Source organism: Pseudomonas pseudonitroreducens (genome assembly GCF_021603645.1).
Lineage (GTDB): Bacteria > Pseudomonadota > Gammaproteobacteria > Pseudomonadales > Pseudomonadaceae > Pseudomonas > Pseudomonas pseudonitroreducens.
The window spans coordinates 1-23,130 of sequence record NZ_BQHJ01000015.1 but is presented as its reverse complement, the minus strand read 5'-3'; the positions used below and the strand labels follow the sequence as shown (position 1 = coordinate 23,130).

Sequence of the window (23,130 nt, the reverse complement as noted above, 5' to 3'; positions counted from 1 at the left end):
ATGTTCGAGGATTACCTGCTCCAATTCATCTACGGCATCTACCCCTACCTCGCCGGCACCGTGTTCCTGATCGGCAGCCTGATGCGCTACGACTACGGCCAGTACACCTGGAAGACCGGCTCCAGCCAGATGCTCTCGACCAGGCACATGCGGCTGGCGAGCAATCTGTTCCACATCGGCATCCTGGCGATCTTCTTCGGCCACCTGGTCGGCCTGCTGACCCCGCACTGGGTCTATGCGCCGTTCCTCTCGGCCGGGCACAAGCAGCTGATGGCGATCATCTTCGGCGGCATCGCCGGGGTGCTATGCGTGATCGGCGGCGCCATGCTGCTCTGGCGCCGGCTGTTCAATCCGCGCGTGCGTGCTTCCTCCAGCGTGATGGACAACCTGATCATCGCCCTGCTCCTGCTGCAGGCGTGCCTCGGCCTGACCACCATCTTCGCCTCGCTGGACCACCTGGACGGCGGCATGATGCTGGCGCTGGCCAACTGGGCGCAGGCCATCGTGTTCTTCCGCGGTGACGCGGCCGGCTTCGTGATGGAAGCGCCGCTGATCTTCAAGCTGCACATCTTCATCGGCCTGACCATCATCCTGCTGTTCCCCTTCACCCGCCTGGTGCACGTGTGGAGCATCCCGTTGGGCTACTTCGGCCGTAACTACCAGATCGTCCGCCGCCGCGGCTAAGGAAGTACGCAGATGGACATGATTGCCGTCGAGAACCTCCCCGATATGCCGATCCCGGTGATCCGTGTCGGCGACACCGAACTGACCGAGGCGGACATCGCCAGGGAAACGCCCTTCCATCCCTCCGCCTCCCTCGCCGAGGCGCAGCGCAGCGCCGTGCGCGCCCTGATCGTGCGCGAACTGCTGGCGCAGCGCGCGGCCATGCTCGGCCTGACGGCGAGCAACGAGGATGAAGACCAGGCGGTGGCGACGCTGCTGGAGCGCGAACTGAACGTCCCGGAGCCGGACGAAGCCAGCTGCCGGCGCTACTTCGACACCCACCCCGAACGCTTCTGCGAACCCACCCGCCTGCGCGTGCGGCACATCCTGCTGCCCGCCGCCCCCGAGGACGCCAAGGCCCGCGACGCGCATTACCGCCTGGGCGAAAAGCTGCTGCGGGAACTCGGCGAGCACCCGGAGCGCTTCACCGAACTGGCCCAGCGGCATTCCGCCTGCCCGTCGAAGGATCAAGGCGGCGAGCTGGGCTGGCTGACCTCCGGGCAGACCGTCGCCGAGTTGGACCAGGCCCTGCAGCGCCTGCCGCCGGGACTGCACGAGCGACCATTGGCATCGCGCTATGGCTGGCACCTGGTGAGCATCGACGAACGCCTGGAGCGCAAGCCGCTGCCCTACGCCCAGGTAGCCGGCCGCGTGCACCACAGCCTGCGCGAGGAATCCACGCGCCACGCCCTGCGCCAGTACCTGCTGGCGCTGGAGAAGGAATTCGGCGTCCAGGGCTTCAGCCTGGATGAAGACCCCATCGAAGGCTCCGGCAACCGGCGTAGCGATATCGGGCTCTGACGCAGCGGGTGACTCAGCTGTCGTGCGTGCGCCTGCCGGCCCAGCCGGAGGCCCGTCCGGGCGAGCAGGATCAGGAGCGCTCGCGGCGCACGGTGGAGAGCAGGCTGGTCGGAATCGACATCAGCAGGATATACGCCGAGACGGCGAGCATCAGGCCGCCACTGCCCAGCAACAGGTAACGACGCTCCTTCACCACGGTCATGTCCAGGCCACCGGAAAAGAGAATCCAGCCCAGACCGGCCAGGGCCACGGTGAACAGGATGGCGATCAGGTAGCTGGCGGCAACGATCAGGAACCACAGCGGGCTCCAGCGCCTGCGTGTCGGCTTTTCCATGGCTTCGGGCCTCCCAGCCCCACAGCGAGTGCGTTCGAACTTGCGCAGTCTGATGGCTACTAGCCACACTGGCAATCAGACCAAAGCGCAAGAAGCGCTTTCCAGACGCGACCGAACGGGTGCAAACCCGACCGGAAGCACCCGGCCGACATACCGGAAAACCAGCAAGGGCGCTTACAATCACGCTTTTTCACCGCAAGTGCAGTACGGTTCAGGAAATGGCGCTCGATCCACCCACCATGTTGACTATTTCGGTCGCCCTCGCGGCGGCCGCAGCGCTGTATCTGGCCATCGAATGGCGCAGCGTGCGCGAACGCTCGCTGCTCTACTGGAGCGCCGGTTTCGCCACCATCACCCTCGGTTCCACCCTCGCCCTGCTGCGCATGAGCGGCTATCTGCTGGTCGGCGTCTGGTTCGCCAACGGCCTGCTGGTGCTGGCGCACTGGTTCTTCCTCAGCGGGGTGGCGAAGTTCACCGAAGCACGGCTGTCACGGGGCTGGTTGCTGGTCCCGCTCATCTGGATAGCGCTGCTGGCGCTGCCCGACGGTGGCCCGCTGTGGTCCAAGCTCATGCTGCTGGCCAATTCCTGGCTGGTCGCCCTGCTCTCCCTGCGCGCCAGCTACCTGCTGCGGCCCCACGGCAAATCCCTCAGCGTCGGCGCGGTGCAGCTGCGCTACGTGATGCTGGTGCATGGCGCCTTCTACCTGGCCAAGGGCGCGACCGTGATCATCCCCGGCACGCTGATCGACCTGGCCGCCTTCCGTGGCGAGATCATCCAGATATCCCTGGTGGAGGGCGCGATGGCGATCATGCTGATCGCCCTGTCGATGACCGGCACCGAACGCTACCGCCGCGAAAAGCGCATCGCCCGCCTCGCCGCGCGCGACCCGCTGACCGCCCTGTACAACCGCCGCGCGCTGGAAATGCGCGCCCCCCGCGTATTCGAGGAAATCTCCCCGGAACGCCCCGGCGCGCTGCTGCTGATCGACATCGACAACTTCAAGCAGGTCAACGATCTGCACGGACACACCGCCGGCGACCGCCTGCTGGTGGCGCTCAGCGAGATGATCCGCGCGGCGCTGCCCGAACGGGCCGTGGCGGCGCGCCTGGGCGGTGACGAGTTCGTCATCCTGCTGAGCAATGTCCGCGGCGAACAGGTGATGGCGCTGGCCGGCAAGCTGCGCGAGCAGTTCCAGAGCACCTCCACGCAGAACTTCGCCACGCCCCAGGCGGTCACCCTGAGCATCGGCGCCAACCTCTTCGACCAGCCGCCTGCCAGCCTCGCCGCGCTGATCGAACAAGGCGATGCCGCCCTCTACGAGTCCAAGCGCGGCGGCCGCGACAGCATCCGCCTGATGGATCGCACCCTGGCCGGCGGCGATCCGCTGCGGCTGGGCTGATACAGCAGGCCGAACACTCTTCACTCAAGAAAGAACGCCGCAGTTCCTGCTGGAGCTGCGGCGTTTTCTTGGGGCGAAGAATTGGCTTGCTCCGAGAAGTTCATACCTATGCATCCCCCTCACCCCAACCCTCTCCCTCAGGGAGAGGGGGCAGTCCGTGCCGGCTGACGCGGTAGTTTCATCCTGCGCCGAACGGTCCCCTCTCCCGCGTGCGGGAGAGGGTTAGGGTGAGGGCTCGTACAGTTCAAAACGCTCAAGCGAACAGTATTACGCGCAGCGCGAGCCACTCAGCCGCGGCGCGCCGGCGCCGCGTACTGGGGCATGGTGATGCAGCCGATGTTGCCGCCGCCCAGGAGGATTTCCCGCGAGTTGTCGATGCCGATCACGCACTTGTCCGGGAACAGCTCGGCGAGCACGCCCTGGGCGATACGGTCGTTGGGGTCGTTGAAGAACGGCATGACGATGGCCGAGTTGCCGGTGTAGAAATTGATGTAGGAGGCACAGATCTTCGTGCCCTCCTGGCGATCGAAACTGCCATCGACCTGGTCCAGGCCCTCGGCTTCGGCGGCGGTCCACTCCAGCACCCGCGGCTGTGGCAGCTTGTGCACCTGCAGCGGATTGCCACGGGCGTCGCGGGCGCTGCGCAGCGCGTCGTAGGCCTCCTGGTAGATCTCCCATTGCGGGTCGTCGCGGTCGTCGGTCCACTGCATCACCACCACGCCCGGCCGCACGAAGCACGCCAGATCGTCGACGTGGCCATCGGTTTCGTCGAACTTGCAGCCCCGCGGCAACCAGATCACCTGCTCGGCGCCCAGGTAATCGCAGAGTCGGCGAGTGACTTCCTGCTTGCCCAGGTGAGCGTTGCGATTAGGGTTGAGCAGGCATTGCTCGGTGGTCAGCAGAGTGCCCTGGCCATCGCTGCGAACACTGCCCATCTCGGCGATGATCGACGCGCGATAACGGTCGAAGCCCTCGATCTCGAGGATTTTCTGCGCGATCTGGTCATCCTTGTCCCAGGGATAGTAAAGGCCGCCATCGAGGCCGCCGTAGGCGTTGAACTGGAAATCCACGCCACGCATCTCGCCCGTCGCGTCATTGATCAGGAAAGCCGGGCCACTATCGCGGAACCAGGTGTCGTTGCAGGTCATTTCCACCACCCGCACCTGCTCGGGGAGCATGCGCCGGGCATTGGCGTACTGCGCGGCGGAGGCGCAGACGGTCACCGGCTCGCTGCTGGCGATGGCGCTGACCACCTCGACCCAGACCTTCTGCGCCGGCTTGCCGCCGTTGCGCCAGACGTCCGGCCGCTCCGGCCAGCCCAGCCAGCAGCGGGCCTTGGGTTCGAACTCGCCGGGCAGGCGAAAGCCATCGGCCTTGGGCATTGTCGAGTGGGTACGGGACATCGTGACGCTCCAGAGTCAGGGAGGGGAATGGCCCAAGGTTGCCGGCCCGGAGCGGTGGAAACCAATGATGAATTTCGCGGAATACCTGAACTGGATTCATCATTCACCTCAACAAACGATGAATTTCCATGCGGCGTAGGAGCGGACTCCGTCCGCGATCGACTGACCGCCGCTCCAATGTGCCAGGGAACTGGGCGGGACCATCGCGGACGGAGTCCGCTCCTACGCGATATCCAGCGGCATCACCTGTCGTCGAGCTGCTCGGTAAACCACTCGATGAAACCCGCCACCGCCGGCTTTTCCAGGCGCAGGCGCTCGCAGACCAGGGCGTACTGCCCCAGGGAAGTGATCTGCGCGGCGAACGGCCGGACCAGCCGGCCGCTGGCCAGATCCTCGGCGCTGGTGAGGTTGTCGCCGATAGCCACGCCCTGGCCACGTACCGCCGCCTCCATGGTCAGCCCGGCGTGGCCGAGGTAGACGTGCCGGCTGGGGCGGATGTCGCTGGCGTGGGTGGTCAGCCAGGCAGTCCAGGACTTGCCGTCCTGGTCGTCGTGCAGCAGGCAGTGCCGGGCCAGGTCGCGCGGGTGCTTGAGCGGCGACTGGTTGAACAGTCCGGGGCTGCACACCGGGAAGAACTGCAGGGTCCGCAGCGGCCGCACGAAATAGCTGCTGGCGTCCGCCGGACCGGTGCCGTAGGTGATCGCCAGGTCGATATCGGCCCCCGGCCCCGGCGCCTCCAGCGGCTGCTCGTGCAGGTGCAGGATGATTTGCGGATAACGTTCGGCGAAGTTGGCCAGCCTGCCCACCAACCACTTCTGCGCCAGCTCCACCGTCACGGCGATGTGCAACTGCGCCTGTGAACCCGGGTCGCGCAGTTCATCGCACGCCGTGCCGATCAGCTCGAAAGCCTGTTGCAGGCTGCGCAACAGGCGCCGCGCCTGGGCGGTGGGCCGAACCTGGCGCCCCTGGCGCTCGAACAGCGGCGCCCCCAGTTGCTCTTCCAACTGGCGAATCTGGTGGCTGACCGCACTGTCGGTGACGCACAGCTCGGCCGCAGCGCGGCCAAAGTGAGCATGTCGGGCGGCGGATTCGAAGGTGCGCAAGGCTGTGAGCGAAGGCAGGCGGCGCATGGCGGTGTGTCTTTTTCGAAGAATGGCGGCCGGCATGCTGACCGAGGCGCCGCCCCTGGCGCAAGGCGCTGGCCAGCGGCGATTGTCCAGCGGCGCTGGACAGTCCATCCCGGCAGCACGGAATTATCTTCGCCGCCAGCCCCTCTAGACTCAGGCGTGCCTTCAACCAAGCAGGACTGATGACCATGGCCGACCATTCGATCCAGGGGAAAGTGGTGCTCATTGCCGGGGGAGCAAAGAACCTCGGCGGGCTGATCGCCCGCGACCTCGCCGCACAGGGAGCCGCCGCCGTGGCGGTGCACTACAACAGCGCCGCGAGCAAGGCCGAGGCCGACAAGACCGTTGCCGCGCTGCAGGAACTGGGCGCCAGGGCCGTCGCCCTGCAGGCCGACCTCACCCGCGCCGGCGCGGTGGAGAAGCTCTTCGCCGATACGCTCGCCGCCGTCGGCAAGCCGGACATCGCCATCAATACCGTCGGCAAGGTGCTGAAGAAACCCATGGCCGAGATCAGCGAAGCCGAGTACGACGAGATGATGGCGGTGAACGCCAAGTCGGCGTTCTTCTTCATCAAGGAAGCCGGTCGGCACCTCAACGACAACGGCAAGATCTGCACCATCGTCACCTCCCTGCTGGGTGCCTTCACGCCCTTCTACGCCGCCTATGCCGGCGGCAAGGCGCCGGTGGAGCACTTTACCCGTGCCGCCGCCAAGGAGCTGGGCGAGCGCGGCATCTCCGTTACCGCCGTGGGTCCGGGCCCGATGGATACGCCGTTCTTCTACCCCGCCGAGGGCCAGGATGCGGTGAACTACCACAAGACCGCCGCGGCCTTGTCGCCCTTCTCCAGGACCGGCCTGACCGACATCGAGGATGTGGTGCCGTTCATCCGCCATCTGGTCAGCGACGGCTGGTGGATCACCGGGCAGACGCTGCTGATCAATGGCGGCTATACCACCAAGTAACCGAGCTTGCCGGACCAACCACCAGCGCCCGCCCGAGCCACCGTTGCGGGCGGGCGCCCGGATTCCCCCGAGGTGCCATGGAGCGCATCGAGCAGTACCGCATCTTCGTCCAGGTCGCCGAGCTGGGCAGCTTCATCCAGGCCTCGCGGGTACTCAAGCTGCCGCGCGCCTCGGTGTCCGCCGCCGTCCAGCAACTCGAGGCAGCGGTCGGCACGCGCCTGCTGCACCGCACCACACGCAAGGTCAGCCTGACGGCGGACGGCCTGCAATTGCTGGAGCGGGCCCGCCAGTTGCTGCAGGAGTACGACGAAGTCGACCAACTGTTCCAGACGCACCCGCAGCAGATCAGCGGGCGCCTGGACGTCGACGTACCGAGCCGCATCGCCCGGCGCCTGCTGATTCCCGCACTGGCGGAATTTCTCCGCCAGTATCCGCGCCTGCAACTGGGGCTGGGCTCCACCGACCGGCTCATCGACCCGGTGAGCGAGGGCGTCGATTGCGTCATCCGCTTCGGCCGGCTGGCCAGCAGCAGCCTGGTGGTGAAACCGCTGGGGCAGGTGCTGCTGGTCAACTGCGCGAGCCCCGCCTACCTCGCCGAGCACGGCGTGCCACGCCAACCGGACGACTTGCACAAGAACCACCAGTGCATCGGCTACAGCCCGTCCACCGGTGGCCAGGCGCTGCCCTGGGAGTATGTGGCCGAGGGCAGCGAACACAGCATCGAGCTGCCCAGCCGGGTGATCGTCAACAACGTCGAGAGTTACATCGCCAGCTGTTGCGCCGGGCTCGGGCTGATCCAGGTGCCGCTGTTCGACGTGCAGCACCTGCTCGATGCCGGCGCGCTGGTGGAAGTCCTGCCCGAGCATCGCCCCGCGCCCATGCCGGTGTCGATGCTCTACCCCAACCGCCGCCAGCGCTCGCGTCGGCTGGCGGTTTTCCTGGACTGGTTCGGCGCGCAGATGCAGCCCTTCCTGGCGCCCTGATGAGAGGCCCTGCGCAGCGCTTTTACCCTGAGGAATGCCCTGAGGAATGCCCCGAGGATTGCCCTGAGGCCGGGCATTCGGTTATTTTGATAATAATTCGCATTTGCACAACTCTCCTCGCCTGGCCTCCCATGACCCGACCCATCGCCTGCGTCCATCGTGCCCAAGTGGCCAGCCTCTATCGCGAGAACCACGGCTGGATCCAGCAATGGATCAATCGCCGCCTGGGCAACGCCAGCGACGCCGCCGAGCTGGCCCAGGACGTCTTCGTGCGCCTGCTGGCCCAGCCGCGCGAATTCGACAGCGACGTGCACGCCCGTGCCTACCTGAGCCGCATCTCGCTGCACCTGTGCGTCGACTTCTGGCGCCGCAAGCAGTTGGAGAAAGCCTGGCTCGAAGCCCTGGCGCAGGTGCCGGAAAGCCATTGGCCGTCCCAGGAGCACCAGGCGATCATCCTGGAAACCCTCGGCCAGCTGCAGGACCTGCTGGAGCGCCTGCCGCCCAGGGTGGCCGCCGCCTTCAGCCTGTCGCAACTGCACGGCCTGGGCTACCGGGAGATCGCCGAGGAGCTGGGTGTTTCCGTGCGCACGGTGACCAAGTACATCGCCCAGGCCATGCTCCACTGCGCCCTGCTCGAAGCGGAGCTGGACGGAGTGCTGCAGTGAGCGCGAAACCCGGCCTCGACCACGCCACGCTGGAATCTGCCGCCGACTGGTTCGCGCGCCTGCAGGAGGCGCCCAACGACGCCGAGCTTCACGCCCAATGGCGCCGCTGGCTGGACCAGGGCGAGGCGCAGCGCCTGGCCTGGAGCTACATCGAACGGATCAGCCAGCGCTTCGCCGGTATCCAGCAGCAAGGTCCCGCCGCGCACCGGACGCTGACCACCCTGCGCAACGGCAAGCACACGCGCCGCCGGCTGCTCAGCCAGTTCAGCGTGCTGGCAGGTGCCGGCCTGTTCGGCTGGCTGGGTTGGCGGGCCAATCCCATCGACAGCCTGCACGCCTGGCGCGCGGAGTACCGCACGGCGGTCGGCGAGCGCCGCAGCGAACGGCTCAGCGATGGCACGCAACTCTGGCTCAACAGCGGCAGCGCGCTGGACGTGCAGTTCGACGCGACCCGCCGCGAGCTGCTGCTGTACGCCGGAGAAGTACTGATCGAGACCGGGCACGGCGACAGCCGCCCCTTCCAGGTGCGTACCCGCGCCGGCCTGCTGCAACCGCTGGGCACCCGTTTCAGTGTGCGCGAGCTCGGCCCACGCACCCAGCTCAACGTCTACCAGGGCGCGGTGCGCACCACCCTGCAGGACAGCGGCGCCAGCCTCACCCTGCAGGCGGGCCAGGGCGTCATCTTCGATGCCACTACGGCCGGTGCGCTGACGCGCGCAGAAGCCCGCCGCGAAGCGTGGAGCCGTGGCCTGCTGCTGGCCGAAGACATGCCGCTGGACGAATTCATCGCAGAGCTGCGCGGCTACCGGCGCGGCCACCTCGGCGTCGACCCGAGCGTAGCGCGCCTGCGCGTCATGGGCAGCTTCCCGCTGGCCGACACCGACCAGGTCCTGGCGCAGCTGGAAGAAGCACTGCCGGTGCGCGTGCAGCGGCGATTCGACTGGTGGCTGACGGTGGTACCGCGCAGCTAACCGAGCAGGCACCTCTGTTCGCGAGCAAGCTCGCTCCTACGAAGAGCGCGACTCCACCTGTAGGAGCAAGCTCGCTCCTACGAAGAGCGCGACCCCACCTGTAGGAGCAAGCTCACTCCTACGAAGAGCGCGACCCCACCTGTAGGAGCAAGCTCACTCCTACGAAGAGCGCGACCCCGCCTGTAGGAGCAAGCTCGCTCCCACGAAGAGCGCGACCCCACCTGTAGGAGCGAGCTTGCTCGCGAACCGCCCTGCGGCCCACCAGCCCAGGCAGCTCGCACCCAGAAAAAGTTTTCGAGAATGGTTCCGATTTTCCGTTCTGTTTCGGATTACTAGGAAACACCCCTAATAACCGGACGCCAAGGAACCGGAATGCCACGCCAAGACCAGCACTTCCCGAGCAAAAAACATCCTCTGTTTCTCGCCATTGCCCTGAGCCTGGCCGCCGTCGGCCCGCTCTCGGTCTCCGCCGTCGCGGGCGCCGAGCAAGCCCAGCGGCAGAGCTTCGACATCCCCGCCGGCCCGCTGGCCCGCCAGCTCACCGAGCTGGCCGCACAGACCGGCCTGCTGCTGGCCGCCGACGCCGAGCTGACCCGCGACCGCCAGAGCCAGGCCGTGCGCGGCAATTACAGCGCCGAGGAAGCGCTGGACCTGATGCTGATGGGCAGCGGCCTCAGTGCCCAACGCAGCACGGCGCAGGGCAACGGCAAGCGCTACCAGCTGGTGCTCATCCCGCAGGACGACGCCGCGCTGGAAATGAGCGAAACCACCATCATGGGCCAGGGCATGGGCCAGGCCACCGAGAACAGCGGCAGCTACACGCCGGGCCTGACCAGCGTCGGCTCGAAGACCCCAACCTCGCTGAAGGAAACCCCGCAGTCGGTCTCGGTGATCACCCGCCAGTTGATGGACGACCGCCAGATCGCCGACCTCAACGACGCCATGAAGGCCGTGCCGGGCATCACCGTGCAGAGCAACACCTTCCGCATCCAGGACTTCTACTCGCGCGGCTTCGCCATCCAGAACATCCAGCTCGACGGCGCGGCGCCCATGGCGCTGGGCACCACCGCCGGCTCCTTCTACTCCTCCAACGTCTACGACATGGCCGAGTTCGACCACGTCGAAGTACTGCGCGGCAGCTCCGCGCTGTTCGGCGGCACCGGCGACCCCGGCGGCATCATCAACCTGGTGCGCAAGCGCCCGCTGGATACCTACCAGCTCAAGTTCAGCGCCTCCGCCGGCAGCTGGGACAACTACCGCAGCGAGTTCGATGTCACCGGCCCACTCGGCTTCGACGGCAAGCTGCGCGGGCGCGCGGTGGTTGCCTACCAGGACCGCCAGTACTTCACCGACAACCGCGCCACCGACAAGCCGATCTTCTACGGCGTGCTGGAAGCCGATGTCACCGACGACACCCTGCTCACCGCCGGGCTGCGCTTCAACAAGGTCCACGAAACCGGCACCGCCAACGCCGTACCACGCTACAGCAACGGCGTTGATCTCGGCCTGCCGCGCCATACCGGCCTGTCCACGACCTGGGCCTACGCCGACGGTTTCTCCCGCGAGTACTTCGCCAAGCTCGACCAGCGCCTGAACGACGACTGGAAGCTCAACCTCAGCTACACCAACATCTACGACACCATCGAGACCAACAACGCCACCACCCTGGGCTCGGTGAACCCGGTCACCGGCGCCGGCGTCACCCGCTACGGCACCTGGATTACCCAGTGGAGCGAGCAGAACCTCTGGGACGCCAACGTCTCGGGCAACTTCAGCCTGTTCGGCCTGAATCACCAGCTCACCGTCGGCGGCGACTACCAGGACATCGACAGCCGCTGGCAGGGCACGCCGCGCTTCAGCACGGCCGGTGGCGCGGTAAACGTGTTCGACCCGAACTCCACGCCCTGGAACGACCCCGGCGAGCGCCCGGACGTTACCCGCAACTACAGCCCCAACAGCCAGACCCAGTACGGCCTCTACTCCAGCCTGCGCCTGCAGTTGGCCGAGCCACTGCACCTGATCCTCGGCGCGCGGGTGCAACGCTACAAGTTCGACCAGACCTACCAGACCCTGGCCAATGGCACCTGGGGCGTGCAGTCGCGCGTCGACATGCGCGAACCGACCAGGACCACACCGTTCGGCGGCATCGTCTACGACCTCAGCGACGAGTGGGCCGCCTACGCCAGCTACGCGGAAATCTTCAAACCGCAGCAGAACCTCATGGCCGGCCCGCTGGGCAGCGGCAGCACCCTCGACCCCATGACCGGCAAGACCTACGAAACCGGCCTGAAGGGCGAGTTGTTCGACGGCAAGCTGAACACCAGCGTGGCGCTCTACTACACCAAGCGCGAAGACCAGGCCGTGCTCGACCCGCAGTACGAGGCCACCTCGGTGCTGTTCGGCGGCAACTGCTGCTACGTCAACGGCGGCGAGGTGACCAGCAAGGGCATCGACATGGAAATCTCCGGCGAGCTGCTGCCGGACTGGATGGTCATGGCCAGCTACACCCTCAACCTCAACAAGAACCGCACCGTCGGCGGTGAGCTGAGCACCATCACGCCCAAGCACCTGGCCAAGCTGTTCACCACCTACCGCCTGCCAGGCGACTGGTCGAAGTTCCGCGTCGGCGGCGGCGTCGATATCCAGAGCGCGACCAAGGTCAGCGGCACCGCCTCCACCTACGACAGCAACGGCAAGGTGACGCAGGCCGACGTGCCATTCGACTACCAGCAAAGTGGCTACGCGGTGTGGAACGCCCTGGTCGACTACCAGCTGGACGAACACTGGAACGTCGCGCTCAACGGCAACAACCTGTTCGACAAGAAGTACTACCAGACCGTCGGCACCTCGACCTACGGCAACGTCTACGGCGACCCGCGCAACTTCATGCTGACCGTGCGGGCGACCTACTGAGGATCGCGCCTTCATCAAAGCTTAATCTCGCGCCGGCAGACTGAAGCCAGTCACCAATGGTGCGTGACCCATGAATGCTGCCTGATCCAGGCAGCATTTTTTTTGCCCGGAAAAACCTCCACGCCTGCGCTGGAGCCCGGACAACCTGGCCGTTAGCTGCTATATGCCTTGAGGCACGCGCCGCAACCGCGCGGCCGCCTCACTTGCAGCTTCGTATGGACACCGGCATGCCGATCCACCGCTCCAGCACCATCCTGGCCAGCAGCCTGGGCCTGACTGCCGCCATCAGCGCCCTGTCGCTCTGGGCCATCCTGGAAATGCGCCAGGACGCGCTGGAAGTCGCCAGCGCCAATGGCCACAACATCGCCCTGCTGGTGCAGCGTGATATCCAGCGCAACCTCGACCTCTACGACATGACCCTGGAAGCGGTGGTGCACGCCCACGCCGAGCCCGAGGTGCGTGCGCTGTCGAGCACGGTGCGCGACTCGCTGCTCAAGGACTACACCGCACCGACCCGCGGCATGGGCTCGGTATTCATTACCAATGCCGATGGCGTGGCGACCTTCAGCTTCGGCAAGGAAATCCCCCCGCGCCTGGATCTCTCCGGCCGCGAGTACTTCCAGGCGCAGCGCGAGGCCAGGGGCAATGCACTGCTGATCAGCCATCCCTACATCCCCTATTCCAGCAATGCGCGCAGCAGCATCGCCCTGAGCCGGCGACTGGAGCGCGCCGATGGCAGCTTCGCCGGGGTCGTCGGCGCCAATCTGGAGCTGAACTACTTCCACGACCTGTTCAGCGGCCTCAACCTGGGCGAAGGCGGCAGCGTCAGCCTGCACATGCGCGACGGCACGTTACTGGCGCGCTGGCCCGACTCGCCGCCCACCGAGCCCCTGGGCGGAGCGCTGGAGCGCTACCTGGCCAGCGGCGAGGAGACCTTCTTCGACCTCGGCAGCGACGGTGTCAAACGCTGGCACGACTTCCGCCCCGTGGAGGGCTACCCGCTGGTGTTCAGCGTGGCCCTGCCCTCCAGCGAGATCTACGAGGACTGGTACTGGCGCGGCGGATTGATCGCCCTGCTGGGTCTCGCCCTGGATGGCACGGTGATCGGCCTGGCACTGATCGCCCTGCGCCAGATGCGCCAGCGCGACCGCAAAGAAGCCGAGCTGCAGATGGCGGCCAGCACCGACCCGCTGACCGGGCTGAACAACCGCCGCGCCTTCGACCTGCGCGCCGGCCACGAGTGGTCGCGATACCAGCGCAGCGGTGCGGCACTGTCGGTGATGCTCATGGATATCGACAAGTTCAAGGCCTACAACGACCGCTACGGTCACCCCGCCGGCGATGCGGCGCTCAGGACCGTGGCCCAGGTGATCGCCGAGTGGACCCGGCGCCCGGCCGATTGCGCGGCGCGTTTCGGCGGCGAGGAATTCGTCGTATTACTGGGCGACAGCGAAGAAGCCGATGCGCTGGAACTGGCCGAACACATCCGCGCCAGCCTGCAGGGCCTCGCCGTACCGCACGAACATGGCCCGCTGGGCGTAGTCACCCTGAGCATCGGCGTCGCCAGCACCTCGCGCTTCAGCCCGGCGAACTGGGCCGAGTTGCTGCAATCTGCCGACAGCGCGCTATACCAGGCAAAGAATGGCGGGCGCAACCGCGTGGTCGGCTTCCACCCCGCCGAGGTCGAGTCGTCCTAGCCTCGACCGCCGCGCAGGCTCAGCAGCTTCAGTTCGCATTCGAAGAGAAACTCGAACGCCTCGACCTGGCGCAACGCATCGCTCATCCGTGCGCCCCAGGTGTACAGGCCATGGCCGCGAATCAGGTAACCGGGGCAATCCGGGTGCGCATCCAGCCAGGGCTGCACCCTGGCGGCCAGGCGGGCGATGTCCTGGTCATTGTCGAAGATCGGCACGGTGACACGGCCTTCATGGGTGGTGACACCGCTGAAGGCCTTCTGCAGTTCGTAGTCTTGCAGCTCCAGGCGGTAGCCCACGGTCAGGCGCGAGAGCACCGTGGCGTTGACCGAATGGGTGTGCAGCACCGCACCGATCTCCGCGCGCCAGGCGTAGAGCTGGGTGTGCAGCAGGGTTTCCGCCGAGGGCTTCTTGCCCGGCTCCAGGCTGTTACCGGCGAGATCGGTTTCCAGCACGTCGTCCTCGCCGAGCTGGCCCTTGTGCTTGCCCGAAACCGTGAGCAGTGCGCGGTCAGCCGCCAGGCGCGTGGAATAGTTGCTGCTGGTGGCGGGCGACCAGCCGCGCTGGTAGAGGAAGCGGCCGGCGTCGATGATCTGCCGGGTGAGTTGCTGGCGGGTGTCAGTCATGCGAGCGCCGGTGCTGTTGGAAGAGGTCGCCACTCTAGCCATGCGCACCTGCGGCTAGAAATACCTTAATCGCATGAGGTCATAACTCGCGCACGCCCGCGCCAGAGCGATCCATCGCAACGACGACACCTGGCAGCGAGCTATCTGCCCGCCGCCCGCTGCCGAGGAGTTATTATTCGTTAAGGTTATAAAAACCTGTGAAATTCATATTGGTATATACCAATTGTTCTGCCTTGGAATACGCCCCATCGCAGTCATCGGCCGCTGGCCGTTTTGGAGAAAGGCTTCATGTTCGCCCTGAGGGTCATACTCGAATACTTCCACCCCTGGCCCAATTCGGCCGGCTTCTACCTCGCCCGCGAACGCGGCTGGTACCGCGAGGCGGGGCTGGACGTGGAACTGGTGGTGCACGACCCCTACCACGGCGACACCCTCGACCACCTGCTGCGCGGCGCCGCCGCGTTCGGCGTGTTCCCCAGCAATCGCCTGCTGGTGCGCCGTGAACTCGGCCAGCCACTGCTCGGCGTGGCGGCGATCAACCATCGCGGCCTGGAATCGATCCAGACTCTCACCGACAGCGGCATCCGCCGCCCCCGCGACCTGCAGGGCAAGCGCCTGGCGCTCAACCCGACGCCGCGCGGCCTGGCCATGGTGCGCCACCTGGTGAGCCAGGACGGCGGCGATCCCGATACCGTGGAACTGGTGGACGCAGGTTTTCGCGAATTGCGCCCGGAAGACCTGGCCGCCGGCGTCGCCGATGCCAGCTTCGGCGGCTACTGGGCCTGGGAAGCGCTGCTGCCCAGCCCCATCGCCGATGAGCGCCGCGTGGTGTTGCCGGTGGACGAGATCGGCGCCCCGCCCTATCACAGCTATCTGCTGGGCGCGCGCGAAGACTGGCTCGATGCCAACGTTGAGATCGCCCGACGTTTCCTTGCTGTCACCGCGCGGGGATTCCTCGCGGCGGCAGCCGAGCCGGAAGCCGCGTTGCCGGTCTACGAACGCACCATTCCCTACTTTCCCCGCGAGATGCTGGCAGAATCCCTGCGGCGCATCGCGCCCAGCTGGCTGCATCAGGGCCGCTGGGGCGAACAGCGCGAAGCACTGCTGCAGCCCTACGCCCAGTGGCTGCATGAATACGGTGTGCTGCGCGACCCGGAGGTCTGGCGCGGCGCCACCAGCAATGCCTGGCAAGTGGAGACCCCAGCATGAGCAAACGCCTGAGCCACGGCATGGGCCTGGAGCCGGTGGAAGCCGACTGGCCGGCGCTGACCGAAGCGGAGGTCGCCGCGCTGCTGCAAGACTTCCCGCAGGCCGGCGCCGAAGCCCGCCTGACCTGGCACAGCCCACGGCCTTTCTCCGCTGCCGCGCTGGTGGAAACCGCCAACGGCCCGCTGTTCGTCAAGCGTCACCATCCCAGCGTGCGCACGGCTGACTGGTTGAAGGAAGAGCACACCTTCCTCGATCACCTGGCCCAACGCGCTGCACCAGTGGCGCAGGTGCTGCGCGACCGGCACGGCCGCAGCGCCATCGAGCGCGACGGCTGGACCTATGAAGTCCACCGGAAGGCCGAGGGGCTGGACCTGTACCGCGACGCGCTGTCCTGGACACCGTTCCAGCACAACGCCCATGCCTTCGCCGCTGGCGCCGCGCTGGCGAAACTGCACCGCGCCGCCGAAGGTTTCGCCGCGCCCTCGCGCAGCGCCGGTGTGCTGCTGAGCAACCTCAAGCTGTTCGGCGCGCCGGACCCGCTGGCCGCCATCGAAGCGACCTTCGCCCAGGCACCCGCCCTCGCCGAGTACCTGCAAGCGCGCCCCTGGAAGGAAACGCTCAGCGAACTGCACCTGCCGCTGCAACGCGCACTGCTGCCCTATCTGCAACGCCAGCCGACGCTGTGGACGCACAACGACTGGCACGCCTCCAACCTGCTATGGAGCGAGGAAGGCCCGCAGGCGCAGGTGGTCTCGGTGCTGGACTTCGGCCTGAGCGACCGCAGCTTCGCGCTGTTCGACCTGGCCACCGCCATCGAGCGCAACCTGGTGCCCTGGCTGGAGCTGGACCAGGGCCGCGCCGCCGTCGCCGACCTCGATGCACTGGACGCCCTGCTGCAGGGCTACACCAGCGTGCGCCCGCTGGGTCGCGACGACCTGCTCGCCCTGGCCGCGCTGCTGCCACTGGTGCACGCGGATTTCGCGCTGTCCGAGGTCATCTACTTCCACGGCATCCTCGGCTCGGCCGAGAGCGCTGCGCTGGCCTACGACAACTACCTGATCGGCCACACCCGCTGGTTCCTCGACGCCGAAGGCCAGCGTCTGCTCAAGCACATTCGCCAACTGGCTGCGAAGGTGAATTGAGATGAGCGAACCACTGGTCACAGCACACTGGCTGGCCGCCGCGCTGGACGACCCGCGCCTGTGCCTGCTGGATGCCAGCGTGGAGCTGGCCACCGCCGAATTCGATGGCGACTATCGGGTCAAGAGCGGCTACGCCGGCTGGCTCGCCTGGCACATTCGCGGCGCACGCCATGCGGACCTGCTGACCGAACTGGCCGATCCGCAGGCGTCTTTCAGCTTCGCCCTGCCGCAGGCACATGCAGCGCTGGATGCCTTGCAGAAACTGGGCATCCGCGACGACTCAAGGATCGTCATCTACGACCGCAGCGACGGTTTCTGGGCGGCGCGCCTGTGGTGGATGCTGCGCAGCCTGGGCATCGATGCAGCCGTGCTGGATGGTGGACTGCGCGCCTGGATCGCCGCCGGCTTTACGCTTGAACAAGGTGAATCGCCTGCCGCACAACGCGGGGCACTATCGGCCCCGGCGCAGTACCGGGACGGCTTCTGGATCGACCGCCAGGGTGTTGAAAAAGTCGTGGCAGGTGACGCTGAAGGCACGCTGGTCTGCGCCCTCTCCGCCGCCCTCTTCGACGGCAGCGCCGTCACCCGTTACGCCCGCCGCGGGCACATTCCCGGCAGCGCCAACCTGCCCGCGCGCAGCCTGTTCGACGACGACGGCTGTTACCGGCGCGGCGCGGCCCTGAGCGAGGCACTCGCCGCGCTGCGGCAGGCCGAGGCGCCACTGCTACTGTACTGCGGCGGCGGTATCTCCGCCGCCGCCCTGGCGCTGGCCCTGACGCTGGCCGGGGAAACCCGGGTCGCGATCTACGACGGCTCGCTGCAGGAGTGGGCCGCAGAGCCTTCCCTGCCATTGACCACCGGAGCAGCTCCGGCCTGACCGCCCGTTAACGGGCACTCACGTTTCACATCCAAGGCCATCCGTTTCGCGCGGGAGGGGCTCGGCCCCGTGCATTCCCGGCGCACGCCCCGGCGATTTTCAGGAGCGTTCCATGCACTACCTGCCGCGCCCCGCGCGCACGCGATTTCCCCTCAGCCTGCTGACCCTGGCCGTGCTGCTGGCCAGCGGCCCCGGCCACGCCGAAGACACCGCGACCCTGGATACCGTGACGGTGATCGGCCACGACACCGAGAGCTACGCCAGCGGCCGCGCCTCGGTCGGCGGCTTCGGCGAGGCACCGTTGCTCGACACGCCCGCCTCCATCTCGGTGTTCAACCAGGCGCTGCTCAAGGACCAGCAGGCGCGCCTGCTCAGCGACGTGCTGAAGAACGATGCCTCCACCGGCGAGGCCTACGCACCGGTGGGCTACTACGAGAACTTCGAGATCCGCGGCTACTCGCTCAACGCCGCCAGCAGCTACAAGATCAACGGCCGCACCATCACCGGCGAGCAGAACGTGGCGCTGGAGAACAAGGAGCAGGTCGAGGTGCTCAAGGGCTTGTCCGGCCTGCAGAGCGGCGTGTCCGAGCCCGGCGGGCTGATCAACTACGTCACCAAGCGCCCGCAGGACGTGCGCTCGGTGACGCTGGGCAGCGACGATGAAGGCGGCCGCTACGTCGCCACCGACGTCGGCGCCTGGCTGGATGGCGAGCAGACCGTCGGCGTGCGGGTCAACCTGGCCCACGACGACCTGCGCTCCTACATCGACCACACCGACGGCCAGCGCGACTTCGCCTCCCTGGCACTGGACTGGAACCTCTCGCCCAACGCCCTCTGGCAATTCGACGCCGAATACCAGAACCGTCGCCAACCCTCGGCACCCGGCTACCAGCTGCTTGGCGGCAGCGAGCTGCCCCACGGCATTGACCCGCACGACCGCCTCGGCTACCAGAGCTGGGCCGATCCGGTGCGGATCGAATCGCTGAACCTCAACACGCGCTTCGAGTACCGCTTCGACGACGCCTGGACCGGCACCCTCAATGCCTCGCGCAGCCGCGTGGTGATCGACGACTACAGCGCCTTCCCCTGGGGCTGCTACGGCGCCGCCAGTTGCGCCGATTCCGCCGTGCCGAATTACTTCAGCCCCGAAGGCGACTACGATCTCTACGACTTCCGCAGCCCCGACGACACCCGCCGCAACGACGAGCTGGAAGCCGCCCTGCACGGCCAGTTCGCCACCGGCTGGCTGCGCCACGAGCTGACCGTCGGCACTTCGGCCTTCCGCCGCGTGCTGGACAGCCGCCCGGAGCTCAACGAGTGGGTCGGCAGCGGCAACATCTACACCGGCATCGGCGCCGTGAAGCCCTTCGACGGCGAGCCCGGCCACAGCTATCGCCACCTCGACAGCCGCCAGTACGGCCTGTTCGCCAGTGACCGCATCGCCTTCAATGAGCAGTGGCAGGTCGTGCTGGGCGGGCGCCAGGTGCGCCTGGACGAGCGCACCTTCGACAGCGACGGCGACACCACCCGGCATACCCGCCGCGCGGAATTCCTGCCCAATGGCGCGCTGATCTTCAAGCCACGTGCGGACATCTCCATCTACGGCAGCTACAGCAAGGGCCTGTCCCTGGGCGGCGAGGCACCCTGGTTCGCCAGCAACGCCGGCGACACCCTGGCGCCCACCTCCTCGCGCCAGGTCGAGTTCGGCATCAAGCAGGAGCTGCCCGGCTTCGACTGGAGCGCCGCGCTGTTCCAGATCCACCAGGCCTACCAGTTCGCCCGGCCCAACGGCGACGGCAGCTTCACCTACGTGCAGCAGGGCCAGCAGAAGAACAGCGGGCTGGAGTTGTCCGCCAGTGGCCGGGTAACCTCCGCGCTGCAATTGAGCGGTAGCCTCGCGGCGATCCGTTCGCGGGTGGTGAACAGTGGCACCGACGACTACGAAGGCCACCAGGCGATCAACGTCCCGCGCCTGCGCGCGAGCCTGCAGGCGGACTACGCGCTGGCCGAAGTGCCGGGGCTTTCGCTGCTCGGCGCGGCACGCTACAGCGGCGCCAAATATGCTGACCGCGATGGCGCAGTGGAAGTCGGCGGCTACACCCTGTATGACGCCGGCGCACGCTTCAGCACTCGCATCGGCGACTACCCGACCGTGCTGCGGCTGAGCGTCGACAACCTGTTCGACAAGCGCTACTGGCGCGATGTCGGTGAATATTTCGGCGACGGCTACCTGTTCCAGGGTGCGCCGCGCACGGCTCGCCTGACGGCGAGCGTCAACTTCTGAGGTAAGCGCGAATGTCTGCTCTGGAAATCATCGCGGTGATCGTCAACGTGCTCGGCGTCTGGCTCACCGCAAGGCGCATCCGCTGGTGCTGGCCGGTGAACGTGGTGGCGGTGCTGCTCTATGCGTGGATCTTCTTCAGCGTGAAGCTCTACTCCGACATGCTTCTGCAACTGGTCTTCGTGGTCCTGCAGTTCTACGGCTGGTGGCAATGGAGCAAGGGCGGCAGCGACCACGGCAAGGTGCGCGTCGAACGCCTGCCCCTCTCCACCGCCATCAGCAGTTGCCTGGCCGGTGCCGTGGGCGCCTTCGCCCTGGGCTGGGCGATGCACACACACACCGACGCCGCCCTGCCCTGGATGGACGCCGCGCTGACCGCCTTCAGCCTGGTGGCGAGCTTCTGGGCGGCGCGCAAATACGTCGCCAGCTGGTGGCTGTGGATCATCCTCGACGTGCTCTACACCGGGGTCTTCCTCTACAAGGCGCTGTACCTCACCGCCGGGCTCTACGCCGGCTTCGTGGTACTGGCGATCTACGGCCTGCTGGCCTGGCAGCGCGAACTGGATGACGAACCGCCCAGCGCTCCGGCACTGGCCGGCAACTCCTGAGAGCCGCCATGCTCTACCAGGCCATCCCGCCGCACTACGCGCGCATCCGCGACCAGTTGGCCGCGGACATCGCCCAGGGGCGCTTCCTCGCCGGGCAGAAGCTGCCACCCGAGCGCGACCTCGCCGAGCGCTTCGAGTGCACCCGCGTGACCTTGCGCCAGGCCCTGCAGCAACTGGAAACCGAGGGCCTGATCTACCGCGAGAACCGCCGTGGCTGGTACCTCAGCCCGCCGCGCATCGACTACGACCCGACGCGTCTGGTCAGCTTCATGGACTACGTGCGCCTGCAGGGTCGCGAGCCGCTCACCGAATGCCTGAGCGCCGAACGCCGCCGCGCCGGCGCCTGGCTGGCCGCGCGGATGAACCTGCCCTCGCCGGACGAGCCGGTGTTCCGCCTGCACCGCCGCCGGCTGATCGACGGCCGCCCGGTGCTGGTGGAGATCAACACCCTGCTCGCCAGCTGGTGCCCGGACCTGCTCGACGCACGCCTGGACCGCTCGCTGACCACCGTGCTGCGCGAGCGCTTCGGCAAGCTGCAGACGCGCTGCACGCTGAACCTGCGCCTGGGCACGGTGAATGACGATCACGCCGAACTGCTGCAACTGGCCTCCGGCGCCAGCAACCTGGTGCTGGAGCGCCTGAACTACGCCGAGGACGGCCTGCTGGTGGAATTCGACCAGGAATTCTGGCGGCCGGATGCAGTGTCTGTGGCCGTGCAGGCGGATTTTCCGTCGCGGCCGTTATAGCTTAATAAGTAATTACCAAATGCTAATTCAGTATTTCTGGTTCTAACAGAATCAACGCTAGGCTAGCTCCAACTTCACCGCCACCGGCTTGACTGCGAGCCTTCTGGAGCCGCCATGGACCGCACCGACAACATCATCGACCTCGCCCGCCACCGCACGCGCCGTCAGGCACGCCGCCAGGCCGAGCTGATGTGGATGCTGTACGCACAGCGTGCCGGCTACGACGCCCTCCAGATCGTCCAGCAGAGCCGCGACAGCGGCCGCCGCGAGGCCTGATCCATGGGCCTGCCGCTCGCCACGGAGCTGCCCGCCGTGGCGTTTGATCCCGCGCCCGACACGCCCGAAGACCCCATCGGCGAGCGCGTCGCCAGCAACCTGCTGCGCCTGCGCGCCAAGCGCAACCTCTCCCTCGACGGCCTCGCGCGGCTCAGCGGCGTGAGCCGTACCATGCTCGCGCAGATCGAATCCGGCCGCAGCGTCCCGTCGATCAAGGTGCTGTGCAAGATCGCCCAGGGCCTGAAGGTCTCGGTCGCCGCCTTCCTCGACGACCGCGCCTTCGAAGGCGTGGCCGTACTGCCCGCGCGCGACAGCAAGCGCCTGGTCAGCGGCGACGGCGCCTTCGTCAGCCGCGCGCTGTTCCCCTTCGACGTCTCGCGCCAGGTGGAATTCTACGAACTGCGCCTCAAGGGTCTGGCCACCGAACACTCCACCGGCCACGCGCCGGGCACCCAGGAAAACCTGGTGGTCGCCCAGGGCGTGCTGGAAATCAGCGTGAACCAGGAACGCTTCCTCCTCGGCACCGGCGACTCCATCCTGTTCTACGCCGACCAGCCGCACAGCTACCGCAACCCGGCGGACAGCGAGGCGGTGGCGTATCTGGTCACTACCTATGCGGAGCGGTTGGACTGACGCTAACGCAGACCGAAAAAGGGGCGCCTCAGGCGCCCCTTTTTATTTGCTGCCGCCAGAACGCGGCAAGTCGCTGAGTGCGCGGCGGAATCCAGCGCGCAAGTCTGACAGGGGCTGCAAGATCGAGAGGAAGTGCTGAAAGTTCTACATCCCGATCCGTGATGACATCAGGAAATATCCCAACCATCTCAGCGGAGCTGTACCTACCCCTCATCGAACTCCCAAGGTAAGCGACTCAGAGCTGTTCCATCGTCGCGCGCCACAGGGATGCACCGCCATGTACAACGCTCCAACGCCACCTGTTGACCCTGCAAATCGCACCGTTGAAATCCCCCCAACCACGTTTGAGACCGGGGAGAGAAACGATGCTCAGTGAACTCCGCACCTTCTTCGACCACAGCCGGCACACCGTCACCGTGGATGGCCAGGGCGCGCTGCTGGACGTGCTGGCCTTCTCCGGTACCGAAGCGCTCAGCGAAACCTTCTGCTACGCCATCGAAGTCACCAGCCCCAACCTCGATATCGCCGCTGAAACGATGCTCGGCAAGGACGCCAGCTTCAGCCTGCACGCCGCACCGCCCTCGCTGAGCATTCGCGGCTTCACCCCGCCGGCGCTGGCGCCGCTGCGCACCCTGCACGGCGTGGTCACGCGCTTCCGGCGCTTGTCCGCCTCCCGCGACGAGGCGCGCTATGAACTCACCCTCGAGCCGCACCTGGCCCTGCTCGACAAGGGCCAGCAGTTCCGCATCTACCAGA

22 protein-coding genes are annotated in these 23,130 nt (G+C 66.9%); 18 read left to right on the top strand and 4 right to left on the bottom strand.

What is annotated here, in order from left to right; genetic code table 11:
* On the top strand, positions 1-684 hold the full coding sequence (narI, locus tag L6D89_RS28595; RefSeq protein WP_236201862.1) for a respiratory nitrate reductase subunit gamma: 684 nt from the start codon (positions 1-3) through the stop codon (positions 682-684).
* Positions 685-696: 12 nt separating this feature from the next.
* The gene (locus L6D89_RS28590; protein WP_236201861.1) at positions 697-1,524 is read left to right on the top strand and encodes a peptidylprolyl isomerase; all 828 of its coding nucleotides are present in this window, start codon (positions 697-699) and stop codon (positions 1,522-1,524) included.
* A gap of 70 nt (positions 1,525-1,594) precedes the next feature.
* On the opposite strand, the gene L6D89_RS28585 is transcribed toward L6D89_RS28590, so the two are convergent.
* Positions 1,595-1,858, bottom strand: coding sequence for a hypothetical protein (locus tag L6D89_RS28585; RefSeq protein ID WP_236170538.1), 264 nt, complete (start codon positions 1,856-1,858; stop codon positions 1,595-1,597).
* A gap of 218 nt (positions 1,859-2,076) precedes the next feature.
* Between L6D89_RS28585 and L6D89_RS28580 the strand changes: the two genes are divergently transcribed.
* Positions 2,077-3,258: a GGDEF domain-containing protein gene (locus L6D89_RS28580; protein ID WP_236201860.1), complete on the top strand. Its 1,182-nt coding sequence runs from the start codon at positions 2,077-2,079 to the stop codon at positions 3,256-3,258.
* Positions 3,259-3,545: 287 nt separating this feature from the next.
* Here L6D89_RS28580 and aguA read toward each other — a convergent pair whose 3' ends face one another.
* Together aguA and L6D89_RS28570 are read right to left on the bottom strand one after the other, a co-directional pair.
* The gene (aguA, locus tag L6D89_RS28575) at positions 3,546-4,661 is read right to left on the bottom strand and encodes an agmatine deiminase (RefSeq protein WP_236201859.1); all 1,116 of its coding nucleotides are present in this window, start codon (positions 4,659-4,661) and stop codon (positions 3,546-3,548) included.
* Positions 4,662-4,903: 242 nt separating this feature from the next.
* Positions 4,904-5,791 carry a LysR substrate-binding domain-containing protein gene (locus L6D89_RS28570; RefSeq protein WP_236201858.1) on the bottom strand — a complete coding sequence of 296 codons (888 nt, stop codon included), beginning with the start codon at positions 5,789-5,791 and terminating at the stop codon, positions 4,904-4,906.
* Between the two features lie 185 nt (positions 5,792-5,976).
* On the opposite strand from L6D89_RS28570, the gene L6D89_RS28565 reads away from it, so the two are divergent.
* From L6D89_RS28565 to L6D89_RS28540, 6 genes are all read left to right on the top strand, one after another.
* Complete coding sequence (locus tag L6D89_RS28565; protein WP_236201857.1) at positions 5,977-6,750, top strand: SDR family oxidoreductase; 774 nt, start codon at positions 5,977-5,979, stop codon at positions 6,748-6,750.
* Between the two features lie 77 nt (positions 6,751-6,827).
* Positions 6,828-7,733, top strand: coding sequence for a LysR family transcriptional regulator (locus L6D89_RS28560; protein WP_236201856.1), 906 nt, complete (start codon positions 6,828-6,830; stop codon positions 7,731-7,733).
* A gap of 131 nt (positions 7,734-7,864) precedes the next feature.
* Positions 7,865-8,398: a sigma-70 family RNA polymerase sigma factor gene (locus L6D89_RS28555; protein ID WP_236170544.1), complete on the top strand. Its 534-nt coding sequence runs from the start codon at positions 7,865-7,867 to the stop codon at positions 8,396-8,398.
* Positions 8,395-9,369 (top strand): FecR domain-containing protein, encoded by a 975-nt coding sequence (locus L6D89_RS28550; protein ID WP_236201855.1) that lies wholly within the window; start codon positions 8,395-8,397, stop codon positions 9,367-9,369. The genes L6D89_RS28555 and L6D89_RS28550 overlap by 4 nt, the downstream gene beginning before the upstream one ends.
* A gap of 372 nt (positions 9,370-9,741) precedes the next feature.
* Complete coding sequence (locus L6D89_RS28545; protein ID WP_236201854.1) at positions 9,742-12,282, top strand: TonB-dependent siderophore receptor; 2,541 nt, start codon at positions 9,742-9,744, stop codon at positions 12,280-12,282.
* Between the two features lie 227 nt (positions 12,283-12,509).
* A complete protein-coding gene (locus L6D89_RS28540) occupies positions 12,510-13,979 on the top strand; it encodes a sensor domain-containing diguanylate cyclase (RefSeq protein ID WP_236201853.1) in 1,470 nt (489 codons plus the stop codon).
* On the opposite strand, the gene L6D89_RS28535 is transcribed toward L6D89_RS28540, so the two are convergent.
* The gene (locus L6D89_RS28535; RefSeq protein ID WP_236201852.1) at positions 13,976-14,602 is read right to left on the bottom strand and encodes a methylthioribulose 1-phosphate dehydratase; all 627 of its coding nucleotides are present in this window, start codon (positions 14,600-14,602) and stop codon (positions 13,976-13,978) included. The genes L6D89_RS28540 and L6D89_RS28535 overlap by 4 nt on opposite strands.
* A gap of 288 nt (positions 14,603-14,890) precedes the next feature.
* On the opposite strand from L6D89_RS28535, the gene L6D89_RS28530 reads away from it, so the two are divergent.
* The 9 genes from L6D89_RS28530 to L6D89_RS28490 form a co-directional block, all read left to right on the top strand.
* Positions 14,891-15,811 carry an ABC transporter substrate-binding protein gene (locus L6D89_RS28530; protein WP_236201851.1) on the top strand — a complete coding sequence of 307 codons (921 nt, stop codon included), beginning with the start codon at positions 14,891-14,893 and terminating at the stop codon, positions 15,809-15,811.
* Positions 15,808-16,953, top strand: a complete 1,146-nt coding sequence (locus L6D89_RS28525; RefSeq protein WP_236201850.1) for a phosphotransferase enzyme family protein — start codon at positions 15,808-15,810, stop codon at positions 16,951-16,953. Before L6D89_RS28530 ends, L6D89_RS28525 begins: the two co-directional genes overlap by 4 nt.
* Before the next feature lies 1 nt (position 16,954).
* Positions 16,955-17,830 (top strand): sulfurtransferase, encoded by an 876-nt coding sequence (locus L6D89_RS28520; protein ID WP_236201849.1) that lies wholly within the window; start codon positions 16,955-16,957, stop codon positions 17,828-17,830.
* Positions 17,831-17,942: 112 nt separating this feature from the next.
* Complete coding sequence (locus L6D89_RS28515) at positions 17,943-20,114, top strand: TonB-dependent siderophore receptor (protein ID WP_236201848.1); 2,172 nt, start codon at positions 17,943-17,945, stop codon at positions 20,112-20,114.
* Positions 20,115-20,125: 11 nt separating this feature from the next.
* Positions 20,126-20,719: a nicotinamide riboside transporter PnuC gene (gene pnuC / locus L6D89_RS28510; protein WP_236201847.1), complete on the top strand. Its 594-nt coding sequence runs from the start codon at positions 20,126-20,128 to the stop codon at positions 20,717-20,719.
* Between the two features lie 8 nt (positions 20,720-20,727).
* Positions 20,728-21,465 carry a UTRA domain-containing protein gene (locus L6D89_RS28505; protein ID WP_236201846.1) on the top strand — a complete coding sequence of 246 codons (738 nt, stop codon included), beginning with the start codon at positions 20,728-20,730 and terminating at the stop codon, positions 21,463-21,465.
* A gap of 114 nt (positions 21,466-21,579) precedes the next feature.
* On the top strand, positions 21,580-21,741 hold the full coding sequence (locus tag L6D89_RS28500; protein WP_089285704.1) for a hypothetical protein: 162 nt from the start codon (positions 21,580-21,582) through the stop codon (positions 21,739-21,741).
* A gap of 3 nt (positions 21,742-21,744) precedes the next feature.
* Positions 21,745-22,374: a helix-turn-helix domain-containing protein gene (locus L6D89_RS28495; protein WP_236201845.1), complete on the top strand. Its 630-nt coding sequence runs from the start codon at positions 21,745-21,747 to the stop codon at positions 22,372-22,374.
* A gap of 365 nt (positions 22,375-22,739) precedes the next feature.
* On the top strand, positions 22,740-23,130 hold a 391-nt coding region (locus L6D89_RS28490; protein WP_248285747.1), incomplete at its 3' end, for a contractile injection system protein, VgrG/Pvc8 family.

Coding starts and splice junctions, on each gene's coding strand:
- narI (WP_236201862.1), top strand. CDS start 1: ATGTTCGAGGATTACCTGCTCCAATTCATCTACGGCATCTACCCCTAC.
- L6D89_RS28590 (WP_236201861.1), top strand. CDS start 697: ATGGACATGATTGCCGTCGAGAACCTCCCCGATATGCCGATCCCGGTG.
- L6D89_RS28585 (WP_236170538.1), bottom strand. CDS start 1,858: ATGGAAAAGCCGACACGCAGGCGCTGGAGCCCGCTGTGGTTCCTGATC.
- L6D89_RS28580 (WP_236201860.1), top strand. CDS start 2,077: ATGGCGCTCGATCCACCCACCATGTTGACTATTTCGGTCGCCCTCGCG.
- aguA (WP_236201859.1), bottom strand. CDS start 4,661: ATGTCCCGTACCCACTCGACAATGCCCAAGGCCGATGGCTTTCGCCTG.
- L6D89_RS28570 (WP_236201858.1), bottom strand. CDS start 5,791: ATGCGCCGCCTGCCTTCGCTCACAGCCTTGCGCACCTTCGAATCCGCC.
- L6D89_RS28565 (WP_236201857.1), top strand. CDS start 5,977: ATGGCCGACCATTCGATCCAGGGGAAAGTGGTGCTCATTGCCGGGGGA.
- L6D89_RS28560 (WP_236201856.1), top strand. CDS start 6,828: ATGGAGCGCATCGAGCAGTACCGCATCTTCGTCCAGGTCGCCGAGCTG.
- L6D89_RS28555 (WP_236170544.1), top strand. CDS start 7,865: ATGACCCGACCCATCGCCTGCGTCCATCGTGCCCAAGTGGCCAGCCTC.
- L6D89_RS28545 (WP_236201854.1), top strand. CDS start 9,742: ATGCCACGCCAAGACCAGCACTTCCCGAGCAAAAAACATCCTCTGTTT.
- L6D89_RS28540 (WP_236201853.1), top strand. CDS start 12,510: ATGCCGATCCACCGCTCCAGCACCATCCTGGCCAGCAGCCTGGGCCTG.
- L6D89_RS28535 (WP_236201852.1), bottom strand. CDS start 14,602: ATGACTGACACCCGCCAGCAACTCACCCGGCAGATCATCGACGCCGGC.
- L6D89_RS28530 (WP_236201851.1), top strand. CDS start 14,891: ATGTTCGCCCTGAGGGTCATACTCGAATACTTCCACCCCTGGCCCAAT.
- L6D89_RS28525 (WP_236201850.1), top strand. CDS start 15,808: ATGAGCAAACGCCTGAGCCACGGCATGGGCCTGGAGCCGGTGGAAGCC.
- L6D89_RS28520 (WP_236201849.1), top strand. CDS start 16,955: ATGAGCGAACCACTGGTCACAGCACACTGGCTGGCCGCCGCGCTGGAC.
- L6D89_RS28515 (WP_236201848.1), top strand. CDS start 17,943: ATGCACTACCTGCCGCGCCCCGCGCGCACGCGATTTCCCCTCAGCCTG.
- pnuC (WP_236201847.1), top strand. CDS start 20,126: ATGTCTGCTCTGGAAATCATCGCGGTGATCGTCAACGTGCTCGGCGTC.
- L6D89_RS28505 (WP_236201846.1), top strand. CDS start 20,728: ATGCTCTACCAGGCCATCCCGCCGCACTACGCGCGCATCCGCGACCAG.
- L6D89_RS28500 (WP_089285704.1), top strand. CDS start 21,580: ATGGACCGCACCGACAACATCATCGACCTCGCCCGCCACCGCACGCGC.
- L6D89_RS28495 (WP_236201845.1), top strand. CDS start 21,745: ATGGGCCTGCCGCTCGCCACGGAGCTGCCCGCCGTGGCGTTTGATCCC.